This window comes from Serratia rubidaea (genome assembly GCF_016026735.1).
GTDB classification, from domain to species: domain Bacteria; phylum Pseudomonadota; class Gammaproteobacteria; order Enterobacterales; family Enterobacteriaceae; genus Serratia_B; species Serratia_B rubidaea.
The window spans coordinates 779286-797978 of record NZ_CP065640.1 but is presented as its reverse complement, the minus strand read 5'-3'; the positions used below and the strand labels follow the sequence as shown (position 1 = coordinate 797978).

General features: G+C 59.5%; 17 protein-coding genes. 8 read left to right on the top strand and 9 right to left on the bottom strand.

What is annotated here, in order from left to right:
- Positions 1 to 49: 49 nt before the first annotated feature.
- Positions 50 to 1495, bottom strand: a complete 1446-nt coding sequence (locus tag I6G83_RS03675) for a carbohydrate porin (RefSeq protein WP_054304739.1) — start codon at positions 1493 to 1495, stop codon at positions 50 to 52.
- A gap of 184 nt (positions 1496 to 1679) precedes the next feature.
- Positions 1680 to 2615 (bottom strand): aminoimidazole riboside kinase, encoded by a 936-nt coding sequence (locus I6G83_RS03670; protein ID WP_062779327.1) that lies wholly within the window; start codon positions 2613 to 2615, stop codon positions 1680 to 1682.
- A 627-nt stretch (positions 2616 to 3242) separates the two neighbouring features.
- Between I6G83_RS03670 and I6G83_RS03665 the strand changes: the two genes are divergently transcribed.
- Positions 3243 to 3791 (top strand): Ail/Lom family outer membrane beta-barrel protein, encoded by a 549-nt coding sequence (locus tag I6G83_RS03665; protein WP_071889272.1) that lies wholly within the window; start codon positions 3243 to 3245, stop codon positions 3789 to 3791.
- A 42-nt stretch (positions 3792 to 3833) separates the two neighbouring features.
- Here I6G83_RS03665 and I6G83_RS03660 read toward each other — a convergent pair whose 3' ends face one another.
- The 4 genes from I6G83_RS03660 to I6G83_RS03645 all read right to left on the bottom strand — a co-directional run bounded on the left by I6G83_RS03660 (position 3834) and on the right by I6G83_RS03645 (position 10963).
- On the bottom strand, positions 3834 to 5981 hold the full coding sequence (locus I6G83_RS03660; RefSeq protein WP_054306880.1) for a phosphocholine-specific phospholipase C: 2148 nt from the start codon (positions 5979 to 5981) through the stop codon (positions 3834 to 3836).
- Positions 5982 to 6162: 181 nt separating this feature from the next.
- A complete protein-coding gene (locus I6G83_RS03655) occupies positions 6163 to 8298 on the bottom strand; it encodes a peptidase domain-containing ABC transporter (RefSeq protein WP_054306879.1) in 2136 nt (711 codons plus the stop codon).
- A 36-nt stretch (positions 8299 to 8334) separates the two neighbouring features.
- The gene (locus I6G83_RS03650; protein WP_054306878.1) at positions 8335 to 9588 is read right to left on the bottom strand and encodes an HlyD family secretion protein; all 1254 of its coding nucleotides are present in this window, start codon (positions 9586 to 9588) and stop codon (positions 8335 to 8337) included.
- A 19-nt stretch (positions 9589 to 9607) separates the two neighbouring features.
- Positions 9608 to 10963, bottom strand: a complete 1356-nt coding sequence (locus I6G83_RS03645; protein WP_054306877.1) for a TolC family outer membrane protein — start codon at positions 10961 to 10963, stop codon at positions 9608 to 9610.
- Positions 10964 to 11535: 572 nt separating this feature from the next.
- Here I6G83_RS03645 and I6G83_RS03640 point away from each other — a divergent pair.
- Genes I6G83_RS03640 through cbpM form a run of 3 tightly spaced genes read left to right on the top strand, consistent with a single transcriptional unit; the run spans position 11536 to position 13393 of the window.
- Complete coding sequence (locus I6G83_RS03640; RefSeq protein ID WP_054306876.1) at positions 11536 to 12105, top strand: HdeD family acid-resistance protein; 570 nt, start codon at positions 11536 to 11538, stop codon at positions 12103 to 12105.
- A gap of 57 nt (positions 12106 to 12162) precedes the next feature.
- On the top strand, positions 12163 to 13086 hold the full coding sequence (cbpA, locus tag I6G83_RS03635; protein ID WP_054306875.1) for a curved DNA-binding protein: 924 nt from the start codon (positions 12163 to 12165) through the stop codon (positions 13084 to 13086).
- Position 13087: 1 nt separating this feature from the next.
- Positions 13088 to 13393: a chaperone modulator CbpM gene (gene cbpM / locus I6G83_RS03630; protein ID WP_054306874.1), complete on the top strand. Its 306-nt coding sequence runs from the start codon at positions 13088 to 13090 to the stop codon at positions 13391 to 13393.
- Positions 13394 to 13435: 42 nt separating this feature from the next.
- Here cbpM and I6G83_RS03625 read toward each other — a convergent pair whose 3' ends face one another.
- Positions 13436 to 14026 (bottom strand): NAD(P)H-dependent oxidoreductase, encoded by a 591-nt coding sequence (locus I6G83_RS03625; RefSeq protein ID WP_054306873.1) that lies wholly within the window; start codon positions 14024 to 14026, stop codon positions 13436 to 13438.
- Positions 14027 to 14141: 115 nt separating this feature from the next.
- On the opposite strand from I6G83_RS03625, the gene I6G83_RS03620 reads away from it, so the two are divergent.
- Positions 14142 to 14762 carry a TetR/AcrR family transcriptional regulator gene (locus tag I6G83_RS03620; protein WP_054306872.1) on the top strand — a complete coding sequence of 207 codons (621 nt, stop codon included), beginning with the start codon at positions 14142 to 14144 and terminating at the stop codon, positions 14760 to 14762.
- On the top strand, positions 14755 to 15201 hold the full coding sequence (locus tag I6G83_RS03615) for a hypothetical protein (protein ID WP_054306871.1): 447 nt from the start codon (positions 14755 to 14757) through the stop codon (positions 15199 to 15201). The genes I6G83_RS03620 and I6G83_RS03615 overlap by 8 nt, the downstream gene beginning before the upstream one ends.
- On the opposite strand, the gene I6G83_RS03610 is transcribed toward I6G83_RS03615, so the two are convergent.
- On the bottom strand, positions 15198 to 15977 hold the full coding sequence (locus I6G83_RS03610) for an AraC family transcriptional regulator (RefSeq protein ID WP_054306870.1): 780 nt from the start codon (positions 15975 to 15977) through the stop codon (positions 15198 to 15200). The genes I6G83_RS03615 and I6G83_RS03610 overlap by 4 nt on opposite strands.
- A 160-nt stretch (positions 15978 to 16137) precedes the next feature.
- Between I6G83_RS03610 and I6G83_RS03605 the strand changes: the two genes are divergently transcribed.
- Together I6G83_RS03605 and I6G83_RS03600 are read left to right on the top strand one after the other, a co-directional pair.
- On the top strand, positions 16138 to 17388 hold the full coding sequence (locus tag I6G83_RS03605) for a CynX/NimT family MFS transporter (protein WP_054306884.1): 1251 nt from the start codon (positions 16138 to 16140) through the stop codon (positions 17386 to 17388).
- Positions 17389 to 17495: 107 nt separating this feature from the next.
- A complete protein-coding gene (locus tag I6G83_RS03600) occupies positions 17496 to 17882 on the top strand; it encodes a hypothetical protein (RefSeq protein ID WP_128143865.1) in 387 nt (128 codons plus the stop codon).
- Between the two features lie 148 nt (positions 17883 to 18030).
- On the opposite strand, the gene I6G83_RS03595 is transcribed toward I6G83_RS03600, so the two are convergent.
- A complete protein-coding gene (locus I6G83_RS03595; protein WP_054306868.1) occupies positions 18031 to 18663 on the bottom strand; it encodes a LuxR C-terminal-related transcriptional regulator in 633 nt (210 codons plus the stop codon).
- Positions 18664 to 18693: the final 30 nt, after the last annotated feature.

Below are 18693 nucleotides of genomic sequence, written 5' to 3'. Positions count from 1 at the left end.
TTCTCCCTTTTAAATGCTAACAATGCCGCGCCGCAGCGCGGTCGGTGGTTCAGAAAAAGTATTTGAATCTGGCGCGCAGGCCGTAGCGTTTATCGTTATCGCCGTTGGCGATCTTATTGTCGGCGTCGGCCTCCAGCATGGAAGCATAGGCGCCGAGATACAGATTGAAGTTCGGCATCGCCATAATGTTGGGGATTTGGTATGACGCGTGAATGGTGTGAATGTCGTAGCGCCCCGGTTCGCTGAGCGGGTTGTCGATCTGCGCCGCCATGCCGTCGGTGGAAAACTCTTTGATGGTATTGCGGGCGTAGATATAGCCCAGCTCGAAGCGGCGCCACAGTACGTTGGCGCCGGCGGAAAAATCCTGCTCGCCGGCGGCGTCCAGATAGGCGGTGCTGAGGTTGGCGACGATGCCGTTTTCGGCGTCGTCGGCCAGGTTGTTCCAGCTGAGCGTCATGCCGTAGCCGTTACGTTTGGACTGGTCGACCCACTGGCCGCGCGCGTCCTGATAGCCGTAGGCGTTGTTGACCACGTTGCTCTCCATCGCCAGTGCGGCGCTGAAGCGATCTTTTTTCCAGGCGATCACCGGGCGCAGATAGGCAACATTCTTTTTGTTTTCCAGCGTGTTGCCATGATAGCTGTTTTCCTGGAACAGCGAGGTGCCGTCCTCCACCAGGGTGTTGAGTTCGAAATACCAGTCGCCGGCGGTTTTGCTCAGCATCAGGTTGCCGCCGCTGCTGCTGCGGCCGCGTCCCTCTTTCATCATGTAGATATAGCCGAAGCCGTCGGCATACAGATCGTTGGCGGTATTGCCGGAATATTCGATAAAGGTGTCCTGATTGAGCGGGAACATATCATAGGCTTCAAAACGGCCGATTTTGGCCTGCCAGTCCTGCTCCTTGCCGAAGAAGAACGCGGCGTCATCCAGGTTCATTTTGCCGCTCATGTCCGCCAGCGGCTGAACGCGAAAGCCGGAGAAGCGGCCGTCCGGGTTGCGGCGGTAGCCGTCCAGCCCGACCAGAATGCGGCCGTTAATGTCCCAGCGCTCGTTATCGCCGGGCTTCCAGTTTTTGTTATCGCGGGTTTTCAGCGAGGTCAGCTGGCCGCTGCGGCTGGCGCCGTCGAGGTTGAATTCCACATCGCCGTACAGTTTCAGATCGCTGAAATGGCTGAGCTGGAGGCCGCTGGCCGGCGCAGCGGCGGCGGGCTGCGGCGCGGGGGCCGGCTGAGCGCGCTGCTGCTCGACGCGGGCGGTGCGCAGCTCCAGGCGCTGGGCCTGTTGTTCGGCGCGTTCGCTGCGTTGTTCCAGACGCTGCGCCCGCCGCTCGGCGTCAGCGGCGCGTTTTTCCGCCTGCGTGGCCCGTCGTTCCGCCTGCTGCAGGCGCTGTTCCAGCGCGCTGAGGCGGGCTTCGATGCTGTCGTTGGCGCTGACGGCCAGCGCGGGGGCGGTGATGAATAATCCTGTCGTTACAGCCAGATAGCGTAGTTTTTTCATGGTGTTCTATCATCCAGAAAGGTCATTATTATTGTTTGCTAAATTGCTAAACCGGTTTTTCTGGCGGAACGATAAACGAGGAGGCGAGCAGAAGGCAACGGAGTTGGCTAACCCGATTCAGCTATTGTGATCGAGTGCGCATTATTCGCGGAAACGGGGCGGGCTGGCGGCCCGCCCGTGAGGGTCAGGCAGGTTGTAACAGCAGCGTCGCCAGTTCGTCGGCGTGCGGCAAGGCGGTCATTGCTCCTTTGGCGGTGGTGGCCAGCGCACCGCAGGCCTGCGCCTGGGCAATCACGCCCGGCCACTCGTCGGCCTGCGGCAGACGGCCGAGCGCCGACAGCGCGGCCAGCAACCCGGCGACAAAGGCGTCGCCGGCGCCGGTGGTGTCCACCGGTACGACCGGCGTGGCCGGGAAGTGGCGCAGTTCTCGGCCGTCATGGACGCAAACGCCGTCTCCGCCCTGGGTGACCAGCAGCAGGCGCAGCGGGAAGTGGGCCAGCATCCAGTCAACCGCGGCGTGCATCTCATTGAGGTTGCTGATAAAGAGCAGTTCGTCCAGTGAGATTTTCACCACGTCGGCCAGCAGCAGCGCCTGCATCAGGCAGGGGCGGAGTTCTTCCGGCTGGCGCCAGACGTCGGCGCGGATATTGGGGTCGAAGCTGACCCAGCCGCCGGCGGCGCGGATGCTGGCCATGGCCGCCAGCGTGGTGCTGCGGCTTGGCTCCTGCGACAGGGCGATTGAACAGGCGTGCAGCCATTCGCCGGCCTGAAAGGCCGGCAGATCGGCGGGCTGCAGAAACAGGTCGGCGCTGGGGGTCACCATAAAGGTGAAGGAGCGCTCGCCGTCGCCGGCCAGATCCACCACCACGGTCGAGGTATGGTGCTCGGCGTCGGCGAACATCTGCGTGGTGTCGACCCCTTCGCTGTTCAGCACCTGGCGCAGAAAGGCGCCGAAGCTGTCGTCACCGACGCGGCCGATAAAGCCGCTGTCGCCGCCCAGACGGGCGACGCCGACCGCGACGTTGGCCGGCGCGCCGCCGGGACACTTCAGATAACTATTTGAATTTTCAGGAACCAGATCGACAACGGCGTCTCCCAGAACCCAGACTCGGTTTGCCATGTTTTACCCCGTTATTACTGTGGCTGATGGCGAGCTAAAATAGAAGAACCGGTTTAGCTATGCAACAGAAAAAATCGCCGCGCTGTCGGCGCGGTCGGAAGGATAAGAGCGTGCGGGCAGTGTGCGGTACGACGCTGCACTGGGTTGCCGACGATCGGCAAGATGGTCATCACGGTGGATATTCCAGTGAGATAAAGAACGTTAAATTTTAAATTAATCAAGTAACGTTTCGCTATGAGGCAGGGGAATGGATTATGTCATTACTCGTCCGTTTATAACGTTATTTCCTATCTTTATGTTTTATTTTTTGTATAGCTTATCGATTAATGATTATTAATGGTTAGGCTGCAACTTAACGCGCCTGTCGGGTAATTATGCTACTCGTTCTCTAAGTATTTTCTTTATAAGAATTAGGCTCTCTCTTGTTTGTTGCGTTAGCCGTTTTTTTTACCGTCTGGCCGCATGAAATCCGCGCGCTGATTGGCTATCATCCCACCTGCTGACCCTTCAGCCTGATAGGCGCCAGGGCGTGTGCGTGTCGCTATGGCCGTTCACCGGTGGCTATCTGTCTGAATGAATGGAAAGAGAAATTGGTCAGGTAGCGAATGGTTATTTAAGGATGATGGAATGAAAAAATCAGCACTGCTTGGCGCTATCGTTGTCGCTTTATCTACGCTTATGCCGGCACAGGCAGAACGCCACACCGTAATTTTTGATTATGCGCGCGCCCAGCTTGATAATTTCAGCGACCTGGACGGCATTAATATCAAATATCGTTATGAGTGGGGCTCCGCCCTGAGTCTGATGAACTCTTTCAGCGCGCTGGGCGGCGATAACCACAGCGCGAACGGCGGTAAAACCGAGCTGAATTATTATGCCTACAGCGTGGGGCCAGCCTACTACCTGAACCGCTATATGGTGATTTACGGTCTGGTGGGGCTGAGCCACAGCAATGTGAAAAACTCCGCCGCCTGGGCGACGGAGCAGAACAGCGGCAGAGCGCGCGGCAGCCGCGGCGCCAGTTCCGCCTCAGCCTTTGCCTACGGCGCCGGCCTGCTGTTTACCCCCCGGGAAAATATCGTGCTGGACGTCGGTTATGAAGGATCGCAGATCGATATCGGCGGCCTGAACCGCGACGTGAATCTGTTTACCGTCGGCGTCGGCTACCGTTTCTGACCTTAAGCCTCCGTTGCTGAGCGGCGGGAAGCCGCCGGCGGCTCAGGGCTGACCCATCAGCGGGTCGCTGATACTGTGCCGGCCGTTCTCAAGCCGTCCGGCCAGCCGACGTAGCCAGCCCCGTTTATCCGTCAGGCTAATATCGTACCAGCCGCCGCTGGCGCTGACGTCGAGCGACAGCGTATGCGTTGCGCCGGCCGCCAGCGGGATGCGTTGCGCTTCCCGGCTGCCGTAGGGGCAGTGCGCCAGCGTTATTTCCTGCGCCTGCGCGCCGGGATTGAGCAGGGTCAGGCGCAGGCCGTCCGGCTGTCTCTCCAACCGCACCTCCGCCTGTGAATGCTGCAGGTTGCCGCGCAAAGCGCGGTGGAAACCGTTCGGCCCCAGCAGCCACAGATCGTAATCTCCCGCAATCTGCCACTCGTCGCTCAGCGCTTTACCCGCTTCTACGGTAAAGCGGCGCGGTATCTCGTCCAGCCGCAGCCGGTCGTAAACGTGGAACACCGCGCCCTGGCTGCCGCTATTGATCATATTCAGCGCCAGCAACTGCTGCTGGGGGTAGACGTTCGCTTCTACCTGCAGCTGATAGGGCAGCGCGCGTGACGGACGCGCCTGGCGTTTTTGTTGCGGCAGCTGCTGCTGTCCGGCGGCAGGCAGCGGCACCGGCGGCAGCTGTTCCTGACGCTGACGCAGCGCGTCGGCGGCGCGGCGGCTGGTGGTGTGCAGCGCCGGCAGTGTTTCATGGTTGGGATCGACAAAGTTAAAGGCCGAGGTCAGATCGCCGCAGACCGTCCGCCGCCAGTCGCTGATATTGGGCTCACGCACCTGAAAACGCTTTTCCAGAAATTGCAGCACCGAGGTATGGTCAAAGACCTGGGAGTTCACCCAGCCGCCGCGGCTCCACGGCGACAGCACCAGCATCGGCACCCGCGGGCCGGGGCCGTAGATGCCGGCGTCCGGCGGCGGCTGATCCGTGCTGCCCGGCGGCGCCGGGTGCTGGAATATTTCCGTTTCAAAAGGCACGGTGGATTTACCGGCGAAGCTGCCGTCGCTGCGCAGCGACGGCGCAGACGGCGAAGGCAGGTGATCGAAAAAGCCGTCGTTTTCATCGTAGGTGACGAACAGCACGGTTTTACTCCACACCTCCGGCCGTTCGGTTAACGCATTGAGCACCTCCTGAGTAAACCAGCCGCCCTGCACCGGGCTGGAAGGGTCAGGGTGCTCGGAGTAGGCTGCCGGCGCGATCAGCCAGCTGACCTGCGGCAGCTTACCCTGCCGTACGTCGTTGCGGAACCCGGCCAGCATCGCCTCCAGATCGCCGTCGCCGCCGGCCGGCAGGGTGTTGCCGTTGCCTTTATACAGCGGCGCGACGGCGTTGATGTGCTCGCTGTACGGCACAAAGTCCCTGAACTCTTTCGGCGGATTGGCCGGGTTGCCGGCCTTGATGCTGGCGGCGCGGTACTGGCGGAAGCCGGCCAGCGGGTTATCGCCGAAGTTATCCGGCAGGTACTGGTAGATCTTCCAGCTGACGCCGCTCTCTTCCAAACGTTCCGGGTAGGTCTTCCAGCGGTAGCCTTTGTCCTCGCTGCCGGGATGATCCCACTCATTGAGCACCACGGCGCTGTTATCCGGGCCGGGGCCGTTGCTGCCGGTCCACAAAAATAGCCGGTTGGGGTTGGTGCCGGCGTGCATCGAGCAGTGATAGGCGTCGCACAGCGTAAAGGCATTGGCCAGCGCGAACTGAAACGGCAGCTCCGGCTCGCGGTAATAGCCCATGGAAGTCGGCGTTTTGTGGCTCGGCCAGGCGCTCATGCGGCCGCTGTCCCAGGCTGCATGCGCGTCTGGCCAGGTGTGCGGCGTGCCGCTGACGCGCTGGGCGTTGCCGCGCTGCGCATCCAGATGATAGGGCAGCACCAGCCGCTCCGGCCCCTGCTGCTGCCACACGCTGCGACCGTCCGGCAGCGGGATGGTAAAGCGGTCGCTAAAGCCGCGGACGCCGGGCAGCGTGCCAAAGTAGTGGTCGAAGGCGCGGTTTTCCTGCATCAGAATCACCACGTGCTCCACGTCCTGCAGGCTGCCGGTGCGGTTGTTGGCGGGGATCGCCAGCGCTTTGCGAATTGAGGCCGGCAGCAGCGAAAATGCCGAACCGACGGCCGCCGCCTGTAACAGTTTTCTGCGCGAAAGGGTGGGCATGCGTCAGTAGGCTCCCTGCAAGTGAACGGCCGGCGGCAGCGCCGGCTGAGGCTGGCGGCACCAGCTGCGCCGCCGTTGACTATTGGTAATAAGTTTAGCTTATCGGCTGATTAATAAAGGGAAGTGTTATTTTTATGACAGAGCTGTGACGGTGCGCGGCCGCGCACCGTGCCGAGGGCGGTTAAAACGGCGCCAGCGTCTCCGGGTTGACCGGCTGCGCCTTGCCGCCGGACAGCATCACGATGCGCTCGGCGCTGCGGATGGTCTCCGGACGGTGGGCGATGATGATGCGGGTGACCGACATATTGCGGATGGCGTCGTTAATCAGCATCTCTTTTTCCACGTCCAGGTGGCTGGAGGCTTCATCCAGCACCAGGATCGACGGATTGCGGTACAGCGCGCGCGCCAGCAGCACGCGCTGGTTCTGCCCGCCGGACAGCGATGAGCCCATATCGCCCACCAGGCTCTGATAGGCCATCGGCATTTTCATAATGTCATCATGGATCTGCGCGATTTTAGCCGCCTGCTCGATGCGTTCCTGATCGGCTTCCTGGCTGAAGAAGCAGATATTATCGGCGATAGAGCCGGCGAACAGGATGTCATCCTGCATCACACAGCCGATGCGTTCGCGGTATTGGTACAGCCCGACGTCCTGAATATCGACGCCGTCGATCAGAATGCGCCCGGACTCCGGCGTCAGCAACCCCAGCAGCAGCTTGGCCAGCGTGGTTTTGCCCTGACCGGACGGCCCGATCAGCGCCACGGACTCCCCGGACTTAATTTCGAACGAGCAGCTGTCCAGAATCATCGGCTCGGTCTCGGCATAGCGGAACGATACGTTGTCCAGCGTGATGGTCGGCGAGGTACGCGCGATACTGCCCGCGGTTTCCGCATCGTGGCGGCCGTCTTTTTCCTGTTCGGTCAGGACGATATCCGCCAGACGCTCACCGTGCAGCCGCAGCATGCGGAAATCGATCCAGGCGTCCACCAGGCCGGAGCCGCGTGAGATAAACTGGTCGGCGAACGACATAAAGCCGATCAGCATGCCGGCGGAGAAGTTGCCGTCCAGCACCTGCAGCGCGGCCAGCCACACCAGCGCGATACGCCCGATGCCGGCGATAATGCCGTGGATGGTGCTGAAGCTGATGCTCAGGCGCTGCACGACGATGTTTTTGTTGGTGGTTTCCACCAGCGCGTTGGCGTAGCTGCTGACGCGGATATCCTGGCGGTTATTCAGCTTCAGGGTTTTGGCGCCGCGCACCGACTCCAGCAGAATCGACTGCGCCTTGGCGGCGGTGATGATGTGGTCTTCGTTGGCGTTGCGAAACGGGCGATAGGCGATCCAGCGGATGGCGGCATACAGCAGAAACTGCAGCACCACCACCGCAGCGAGCATCCTGTTATAGGTGAACAGCACGCCGAGCGTCACCACCGCCATGATGCCGTCCAGCACCGAGCTGATAAAGCGCGTCGTCAGCGTCTCCTGAATGGTGCTGACCGAGCCGAAGCGGGAAATAATATCGCCCACGTGGCGCGACTCGAAAAACGACAGCGGCAGCCCCAGCAGGTGCGAGCAGACGTTGGTGGTCCACTGCACGTTCAGCAGGCTGGAGAACCAGGTCATCACCCAGGAGCGCAGGGCGGTGATCAGGTTCTGGAACAGGAAGACGAAAATAAAGCCGACACTCAGCAGCGTCAGCAGATCGCGGTCGTCGGAGACCAGCACCTGGTCCATCACCCACTGCATGTAGAACGGCGTAATCACGCCGAACACCTCCAGCGCCACGGACAGCAGTAATATCTGGGTTAACGCAGAGCCGATGCCGGTGACGCTGCCGATCAGGCGGAACATCGACAGCGACTGTTTCTCTACCGCCGGCTTGAACGACGCCGACGGCAGCAGCTCCAGCGCCACGCCGGTGAAGCTGTTGGACACTTCCTTCATCGACACCACGCGCACTCCGCTGGCGGGATCGTGAATGACGATGGCGTTTTTCTTCACCTTCTTCAGCACCACAAAGTGGTTCAGGTTCCAGTGCAGAATGCAGGGGCGGCGCAGCTTGTTCAGCTCTTCAATCTCCAGGCGCAGCGCGCGGCCCGCCATGCCCAGGCTGCCGGCGACGCGCATCACGTCGGCCAGCGTGGCGCCTTTCATCGAGGTGGAGAAGCGGCGGCGCAGGCTGATCATGTCGATGTTGTATTTATAGTAATTGACCACCATCGCGACGCAGGCCAGGCCGCATTCGGCCGCCTGCGACTGCTGGATCACCGGCAGCCGCCGGCCGAAGCCGAAGTGAAGGTTCTTTAAGAATTCCATTGGAAAAATATGACTCCCTGTTAACAAGCGCAGTGATTACAAGCGGTGGCCCAAAGCGTAGAGAGGCTCAAATACCCACTCGATGATCCGTCGCTTCTCAATCAAAAAATCCGCCTCCAGCTTGATGCCCGAGCGCAGCGCAACGTCCTTGCCGTACAGGTTGATGGATTGCTTGTCGAGTTCGACCACCACCTGATACAGCCGCTCATGCACGTTTGGGTCGCCGGTGATGGCCATCACCTCCTGCGGAGAGAGCGCAGCGGTCGACACCTCGACCACCCGCCCGCGCTGGACGCCGAATTTTTGATAGGGGTAGGCTTCATAGCGCAACATCACCTGTTGCCCCGGATTGATAAAGCCGATGGCGCGGCTGCTGACCATAATTCTGGCCTGCAGCCGGCTGCCCTGCGGCAGAATGTAGAGCAGCGGCTGGCCGCTGGCGACCACCTGACCCTGCTTGACCAGCGTGGCGCCGATGGTGCCGGTTTCCGTCGCCTTGATGTAGACGGCGCGGTGCGACTCGTTCTCCGCCAGAGCGCGATCCACATCCGCCTGGCTGCGGTCGATTTCATTCTGCCGCTTGGAGAGGGCGAGCGGCAGCTCCCGCAGCTGCTGGCGCAGGGCGATAATCTTCTGCTCCAGATCCATCACCAGCCGGTCGGCGTCCTGCAGCCGGGCGCCGACCTCCAGCACGGTGTTCTGCTGTTCATCCACCTGCTGGTTAGAGGCGAAGCCCTGGCTGCGCATCTGCTGCAGCTTGTGCAGCTGATTGCTGGCCAGGTTCAGCTGCTGCTGACGCTTGACCTGCTGCTTTTTCAACAGCCCGATCTGCGATTCCAGCGAGCCGAGCTGCTTTTTCAGGCCGCTCATGGTCTCGGCGTGCATGCGGTGTTCGCTTTCCCGCTCGGACTGCAGCCGCTCATTTTGCAGCGTCAGCTGATCGTGCACGAACTGGCGGGTTTGCCCCATGGCGGTGGACAGTTCCGAGGAGATGGTCATCAGTACGCTGTTCTGCTCGACCTCGCTGCCTTTTTCCACCTGCATGTCGGTAATGGTGCCGGCCACCGGCGCGGTAATGTTGTAAATGCCTTTACTGGGCAGCAGGTTGCCCGTTGCGGTTTCTTTCTTGGTATAGCTGCCGAAGACGATAAACAAGACGATCAGCGTCACCAGACAGCTCGCCAGGGAGATGACCAGCCAGCGATACGGCGGCGAATAGAGGGAAACGGTCCCCATGACCTTGTTGTTATTGGCATCCAGCGCTTCCTGGCGAAAAAGTGACTGTGTCATCCTGAATCCTGGCGAAAAGTTATTGCGAGCAGCTAATCTGCGCGATGGCGTTATGGCCGAGATCGCCGGTTGCCCTGGCCTGGGAAACTTTGGCCATCAGCAGCTTGTAGCGCGCTTCGGCGTTGTTTTTTACCGCTTCGTAGTAACTTTGGTAGGCGTTCAGCTCATCCATTTTGGTGCGCAGCCCCAGCTTCTTGCCGGTGGCGGTGGAGCGGATTTTGTTCTGTTCCGAGCGGATCATCTGCTGGGTCGAGGTGACCAGCGAGCGGCTGTTGGTCATGTTCAGCAGGGCGTTGTGCAGCTCTTCCTTCACCTTCTGCTGGGCGTCGATCAGGCTGTAGCGCATCTGTTCGCGGGTATAGACCGCCTCGCGCGACTGCGACATCTGCTGGCCGCCGCTGAAAATCGGTACCGAGACGGAGACGCCGAGGTGGGTGTTGGTGCTTTTTGAGGTTGTGCCGAACATTTCGTCAAGCAGGTTGCTGTCTTCGGCCCGGCTCCAGTTGGTGCCGTACGAGGCCTGGAAGTTGACCGTCGGCAGATGGGCGCTGTGCGCCTGATAGACGCCGGTTTTGGCGATTTCCCACTGGGCGCGCGCGCTGCGGATCTGGCTGTTGTGGGCCAGTGCGCGCTGGTAGAGATCCTGCTCTTTCCCCGTCTGTGCGCCCTGCAGCAGGCAGGCGGCGCTGATTGGCGCGATGGCGTCGTGCTCCAGGCCGGTCAGCCGGCGGTATTTGGTGGCGGCGGCGCTCAGATTATTGTGCGCCTCGATCTCTTTGGCGCGGAACAGATCGCGGTTGGCCTGCGCTTCATCGACGTCGACGCGGGTGGCGTTGCCCAGCGAGATCGCCAGCGTGGTTTGCTGCAGCTCGTTTTCGTAAACCTGCGTGGCCGCCCGCGCGGCCTGGTGCACCTCATTCTGGTACAGCACGCCGGCATAGGCTTCGGCGACGTCATAGGCCAGCGTCTCCTGCGCCCGCAGCAGGTCGATATCGGCGCTGTCGGCTATCGCCCTGCCGCGCAGATAGTCGGCATATTTGGACAGATCGAACAGCGGCTGGTTGAGCGAGATGGCGTAATTATGGCGCGTTACTTTGGCGGCGTAGGTCGCCTTCGGCTGATCCTGCTGGTTGTAACCGCCGCTCAGCTGAATGGTCGGCAGCAGGCCGGCCAGGCCCTGGCTGCTCTTTTCACTTCCCGCCAGCTGGCGGTACATCGCCGCCTGCAGTTCCGGGTTGACGGCGCCGGCGTTGCGGATCGCCTCCAGCAGGGTGGTGGCGTTAACGCCGCAGGGGAATAGAACGGCAGCCAGTAACAGCGGTTTAAGGGGGATCAATCCTTTGATTAAATGCATATCGTAGCCCATGTTAATCATGCAGTCCCTGCATAGATTTAAGTAATCACCGAAGATAGTCATTCGAATGAGATAAATAGAGAAAGTACGCGCCCTGGCATAAATGTTTTGCCATGGAGTTTATGCGGAAATAAACGCGTAATAATAACATTGTTAATTGTTTGTCAGATAAAGCTATAAATATAACAAATAAAATTCCAGCAATGCATTCATCACCTTTAATGACGGTGGTGATGCTGATTTTTTGTTTTATTTCAGTGTGTTCTGCTAGTTTTCTGCGCAGAGAATAATACTAAGAAAACAGCGCTGTCAATAACCTGCACTTTTAACGGTAAACTGCCTGTCATTTGTCAGAAATATCCATGTGTTTTATTTTTTACAGTTATTTAATTTGTTGTTGTTTACGCTGTTAAATTGGTTTTTTCTTGCATTTATTCGGTATTTTTTAAGTGAAAAAGAGGCTTTTCGCCAGGCGGCCTCTCCCTGGCGACGGCGCCACGCGTCAATCCCGCGGATCGTCCATCACGAGCGGTGTTATCCGACTATAATTTCAGGGGTTAGCTGGAAACCTCGTCGATAAAAAGGAGTCGCATATGTTGAATATAGGAAATAGTCATTTACCCGCGCTCGATCCGCAGCTGGTGAAAAAGCAGCGCAGGCTGCTGCAGGTGCTCGCGTTGCTGTTGCTGGTGGCGGGGCTGTTCTGTCTGTTCAGTCCTTTCGCATCCGGCGCGGCGCTCAGCGCGGTGATGGGGATTTTTTTGCTGCTGAGCGGGATCGGGATGATTGTCGGCATGATCGTTAACCGAGCGCAAAATACCTGGCCGATGATCGGCGGTATTCTATTGGGCATCGCCTATCTGATTATCGGCTATATGTTTGTCACCCGCCCCGCCGTCGGTATTTTTACCATGGCGGTTTATCTGGCGGCGCTGTTTGCGCTGGGGGGCGTCTTCCGCCTGCTGGCCGGTTATCAGCTGCGCGCGATTCCGGGCAGTTGGATCCATTATGTGATTGGCGTGCTGGATCTGGCGATCGCCTGGATGCTGCTCAGCGCCGATGCGGCAACCTCGGTGATCCTGGTGACCACCATTGTCGGGATTGAAATGCTGTTCAGCGCCTTTGGCCTGTTTATGGTGACGCGACGCGTCCGCGTCGGCTGAGATCCCGCGGCCGCCGCCACCTTTTCCGATACAAGACCGCAATGAGATGATAACGCTATGGAATTTAAGGACTATTACACCATTTTAGGCGTTAAGCCCGAAGATGACCTCAAGGCGATAAAAACCGCCTACCGCCGCCTGGCGCGTAAATACCATCCTGACGTCAGCAAAGAGCCGGACGCCGAGGCAAAGTTTAAGGAAGTCGCCGAAGCCTATGAGGTGCTGAAGGATGACGAGAGCCGCGCCGAATACGACCAGCTGCGTCTGCACCGCAACGATCCGCACTTTGGCCGGCAGGCGCAGCACAACGACAGTTACAACGCCGAAGACTTTTCCGACATCTTCTCTTCCATGTTCGGCGAACGGGCGCGGGCGCGCCAACAGCGTCAGCACCATGCCATGCGCGGGCAGAACCTGGAGATTGAAGTGGCGGTGTTCCTGGAGGACATTTTTGCCGAGCAGACGCGCACCATCAGCTATCACGTGCCGGTATATAACGTGTTTGGCCTGGTAGAGCAGGAAATCCCGAAAACGCTCAACGTGAAAATACCGGCCGGGGTCAGAGAAGGGGAGCGCATCCGCCTGAAAGGGCAGGGATCGCCGGGGATCGACGGCGGCGCCAACGGCGATCTCTATCTGATCGTCCGCATCGCGCCGCATCCGCGGTTTGATATCGTCGGCGATAATCTGGAGGTCGTCCTGCCGCTGTCGCCGTGGGAAGCGGCGCTGGGGGCCAAAGTGCCCGTGCCGACCGTCCAGCAGCAGATTTTGCTGACCGTTCCCGCCGGCACGCAGAGCGGCCAGCGGCTGCGTATAAAAGGCAAAGGGCTGCCGGGCAAGGGGCAGAAGGCCGGCGGCGACCTGTATGCGGTGGTGAAAGTGGTGATGCCGCCGAAGCCGGACGAACGGAGCGCGGCGCTGTGGCAGCAGCTGGCGGAAGCGCAGTCGGATTTCGACCCGCGTAAAGAGTGGAGTAAGTAATATGGCCAATATCAATATCACCTTTACGGTGACGGAGTTTTGTCTGCACGCCGGCGTCTCGCAGGATGAACTGGTTGAAATCGTCGGGCTGGGGGTGATCGAGCCTTGCCGGCCGGCCGGCGATGAGTGGCTGTTTGACGATGGCGCGCTGGCGGCGTTCCACCGTGCGCAGCGGCTGCACCGCGAGCTGGCGCTGGATTGGCCGGGCATCGCGGTGGCGCTGACGCTGCTGGATGAGGTCGAACAGCTGCGCGGGGAGAACCGGCAGCTGCGGCAGCGGCTGGCGCGTTTTATGGAAAACGTCTGAGTCACCGCCGGCGCGCCGTGACGCGCCGGCGGGTTGAAGGCTTTATTCGCGGAAAATGGCGCGACCGATCGCGTGCGCCTTCTCCAGGCAGCCCTCAGGGCTGCCCATCTCCGGCATCAGCAGCACTTCGCAACTCCGCAGCGGCGCGCCGCAATAATCGAAAATACCGTGCCCGATCTGGGTGTTAAAGGCGTCGGCGTAGCCGCGTTTGACGAAGGTCTGCTGATTAACCGCCCCCAGCGCCACCAGATGCACCGGCAGGTGGGTCAGTTTTTTCACCACGCGCTCGCCGGAGGTGTCGTCATAGGCCCAGCCGTTGGTAAACACCCGATCGATCCAGCCTTTCAACAGGCCCGGCATGGACCACCAATAAACGGGGAACACCAGCACCAGCGCATCGGCGCGGTCGATGCGCGCCTGCTCGGCGAGCACGTCGGGCGGCACGGCGCCGGTTTGCTGAAACGCCGCCATATCTGCGGCGGAAAACGTCGGGTCGAAGCCTTCCTGCGTCAGGTCGGCGATTTCAACGCTGTGCGCCGGATCGGCCGCGGCGATGCCCTGGGCGATGGCGGCGGCGCTGCCGTGCGTCAGGGAGTGCTGCAGAGGATGAGAGACCACGATCAGTGCATGCATGGGGAGACTCCTGTTGCCATTAAACGGGAACGGACGTAGTGTTGAGGCTTCACGGTAACCTACCAATGGTAAGTTACCTTTAGTATATAGTGCCGTCGACAACAGGAGTCACCGTATGGCTGCAGCGCCTGCACGCCGGCGTTTATCGCGGGAAGCGCGTCACGCCCAGCTGATAGACGCGGCATGGCGGATTATTCGGGAAGAAGGTACACAAGCGCTGACCCTCGGCCATCTGGCGCTGCAGGCCGGCGTCACCAAGCCGGTGGTCTACGACCATTTTTCCAACCGTTCCGGTTTATTCGCCATACTGTACAAAGAGTTTGACCGCCGTCAGACCGCGCTGATGGATGAGAATATCCGCCGCGCGGCGCCGACGCTGGAGGCGCGGGCGGCGGTGATCGCTGCGTCCTACATTGAGTGCGTGCTGCAGCAGGGACGCGAGATGCCCAGCGTCATGGCGGCGTTGACCGGCACGCCAGAGCTGGAGCAGATCCGGCAGGAATACGCCGTCGGCTTTACGGAAAAATGCCGCGCGCTGTTCGCCCCGTTCTGCGGCGGCCAGCCGCTGCACGACGCGGCGCTGCGGGGGATGCTCGGCGCGGCGGAGGGGCTGTCTTATGCCGTGGTGAACGGCGTTGTGAGCGAACGGCAGGCCAAGGATGAGCTGTTTCAGGTGATTATCGCCATGGTGCAGCGTTGCCGCACCCTGCCGGGGAGAGGAGAACAGGATGAATAAGTCAACCAGAACCGCGCTGGTGTGGGGAGGGCTGTGCGCCCTCCTGCTTTATCGCACGCTGCCTGCGGATGCGATTATGTCGTGGCAGATGTTCCGGCAATACGGGGTTCCGGTGAGCCAGCTGGCGGCCAACGGACTGGTGCAGCTGCTGCCCGCGCTGGTGCCGCTGGGCTGTTTTTTCGCATTACGCGCCAACGCGGCGGAACGCCGGCTGGCGGTGCTGACCCTGCCGGTAGTCGCCTGGCTGGTCAGCCATGTGATTCTGATTACGCTGCTCTATGCCATCGCGGTGAAAAGCGGCGGCGTGCCGCCGTATTCCGAAGGGCTGTCGGCCATGATGCTGCGGATGCTGAATATCGGCTGGCTGAGCAACGTGCTGGTCGCCGCGCTGACGATCGTCGCCTGCGGCTACGCGTTCTGGCGTGAAAGCCGACGCTAATCCTGCAGCAGATAGCGGCCCGGCGTTTTGCCCAACGCTTTTTTAAACATGGTGATAAAGGCGGTGGGGGAGTCGTAGCCGAGTTCATAAGCGACGTTCTGCACCGACTCCCCCAGCACCAGCATCCGTACGGCGACCATCAGCTGCAGCTGATGGCGCCATTTGCCGAACGTCATCCCCGTTTCCCGCCGTATAAACCGCTCAAAGCTGCGATCGCTCATCGCCAGCTTCTGCGCCCATTCGTGCAGCGTACTGCGGCTGCCGGGCGCCAGCATAATTTCGTCCGCCAGCTGTTTGATCTTGGCATTGCCGCTGATGGGCACATGCAGATGTTCAACCGGCATCTGCGCCAGTTCGTGCATCATCACCGCCGCCAGACGGCCGGTCGGGCTGTCGGCGGCGTAATCCTCCGGCAGCGTGGCGAAGTGTTTGATGATTTCACGCAGCATCGGACTGATTTGCAGCGTACAGCACTCGTCCGGCATGCCGGGATAGTCCGGCTCGACGAACAGCAGATAAATATCCACGTCGCCCATCGCCCGGTTGCTGTGCTCCATCCCGCCGGGGATCCAGACGGCGTGGCCGGTCGGCACCATCCAGTAGGCCTTGGCGACCTCACACACCAGACCGCCGCGCAGCGGCAGGATCAGCTGGCCTTTGCGGTGGTGATGAAACGGCATGTCCCGACGCGTTTCCGTGGCCGAGATATGGAGCGCCACCGCCTGGCTGGCGTTGGCGTCGGGATCGAACTCCTCGTAGCTTTGCAGTAGCGACATGGTAATTGGCCAAATTTAGAGATTAATTGCAGTTATATAAATATAAGAACTCATCATTGTAACTTTATAATACATCTACTCCAGTTACAGGGCCTGTAATCCTAGCGACGCATTACGCAAGCAAGACGTCATGCTGGAAATCAACTCAGCGAATAATATTATGAAATTCTTATCCTTTCGTGTGAAAAAGTCCCATCTTCTGCTGGTGGGCATACTGCTGGTGGCCGCCAACCTGCGGGCGCCCTTCACCAGCCTGGCGCCGCTGCTGGACGCCATCCGCCTCGATTTCTCCCTGAGCGCGGTACAGGCGGGCCTGATACAGACCCTGCCGCTGTTGGCGTTCGCGCTGTTTTCGCCGCTGGCCGGCAGCATTGCCGTTAAGTATGGCATTGAACGGGTGATCTTTGCGGCGCTGCTGCTGATTGCCGCCGGCATCGGTTACCGCTCTTACGGCGGCCTGATCGGCGTGTATGGCGGCACGGTGCTGATTGGCCTAGGCATCGCCATGGGCAACGTGCTGTTGCCCAGTTTGTTAAAACGCGATTTCCCCCAGCGGGTGGCGAGTATGACCGGCCTGTACGCCCTGATTATGGGGGTTGGCGCCGCACTGGGTTCGGCGGCGGTGGTGCCGCTGTCGCAGGTGTCGGCGCTGGGCTGGAACGGCGCGCTGTTCGCCACGCTGCTGTTTCCGCTATTAGCGGCGGCGATCTGGTTTCCGCAGCTTTCCCATGGAGCAGCGCGACAGGCGCGCGCCAGTGGTGCGTCGCAGCCGCATTCCGGCGGGGTATGGCGCGCCGCGCTGGCCTGGCAGGTGACGCTGTTCCTGGGGCTTAACTCGCTGATTTATTACGTGGTGGTCGCCTGGCTGCCGTCCATTTTGCGCTATCAGGGCTTCAGCGCCGAGCAGGCCGGCTCGCTGCACGGCGTCCTGCAGCTGGCGACCGCGCTACCGGGGCTGTTTACCGGCCATCTGCTGGCGCGGATGAAGGACCAGCGGGCGATTGCCGTGACGGTATCGCTGCTGGCCGCCGCCGGCCTGCTGGGGCTGCTGGCGCTGCCCGCTTTCGCCACGCTGTGGGTGGTGCTCTTCGGTATCGGTTCCGGCAGCACCATTATCCTGGGGCTGGCGTTTATCGGCCTGCGTTCCGGCTCGCCGGCACAGGCCGCGTCGCTCTCTGGTATGGCGCAGTGCGTCGGTTATCTGCTGGCGGTCGGCGGGCCGCCCGGCGTCGGGCTGCTGTATGACGCCACCCACAGCTGGCATGGCCCGCTGCTGATCTGCGCGGCGCTGGCGCTGGTGATGGCGCTGGTGGGTTACCTGGCCGGTCGCGACCGCTGTCTGGCGTCGACGGAGAACCACGCGCAGGAGGTACCGCTGAACGCAGGCTGCCTGTCTGACGAGAAACGTTAAAATGCGCGCTTGATACGGTGAGACAATACAGAGTGTGATAGGTTGGCAGGGCGGCGGTTGAATGACGCCGCTTCACTTTTTGGAATAAATCGCTCATGGAGGTTGTGATGCGGAAATATGTTTTGCTGACGTGCGCGCTGTTATTGCCACTTTCTTCTCTGGCGATGTCTTCAGCTTCGTCCTTGCAAAAAAATAAGGATGCGGCGGCGGCTTATTGCGATGCGCAGTTTTCGGTGGTGAAAAATGCCTGGTCGGAGAGCAATGATGATGAAAATATTGCGCGCTCGATTGTTCAGCTGGAAGATAAAGGTTATCAGTTAGCCGATTTTGGTATTGATAAGGAAGAGTATGCGCGTGATTTGAAAACGGCGATTGCCGGAGTGCGTGATAATAAGGCTGCCTATCATAATCAGCAGGAAGAGTTTAATCGTTCATTGGTTGTTCAGATCGAAGCCTGTAAAGTACAAGCCGAGCATCGGTTAAACGCTAAATAATATTTTTTCTCTGAGCGCGCGAGTTTATCGGGCGCTTTTTATTTTGCCTGATTGCTGTACATTGTTGCATGCCTGTTATTACAGGTGATATATCAGCTGATATAGATTGATCGTTTCAGTTAGCAACGTCCTTTTATGATCGGCGTAGTTAATATACGCCGATCAACTCACCTTTTACCGGCAGTTCCTGAATGCCTTTCATTCGTTTAAAAATGTCGCTGATGTTTTTCAATCCCAGTTTTGCTAATGCGTTAAGTTTATGTGCGCTGATGGTTTTCGACTGAATACCATAGCGTATCGTCAGCCGGTTACTGGAATCGCCACACAGTACATCAAGTAATATTTGGCTTTCGCGATAAGACAGCGTGCCTTTTGGCGGTGATTTCCAACTCAGCTCCTCTTTCAGCGTATTGAAAATATAATAGCTTAGCTGTTCGAGCGGCTGCCGTTTGCTGATAACGCCCTTGTAGTGTGGATGGCTGCAGCAAAGTTGATGATAAAAATCAGTAGCTTGGTCAACCATCAGCCAAAGGTCGATACTCAGCCTGCGGCAGTGCTTCAGGCATTCTCTGATCAGCACAAAGTTGTCCTGAATATCCGCCTGGCTGCCGTCAGGGGAGAACAGCAGCGTATCGACGTTGGTGGTCGACAGAATACTTTCCAGCTCTGCCTTATTGCCGGCTTCCAGAATAGACTGCGGCGTTTTACCCTTGGCTAATAATAACTGAATAATGGCCTGCCGGAAGTAGCTATTCTCATCAAAGATTAAGATCTTCTTCATGGTTTTATTTACTCCATATCATTAATTTAA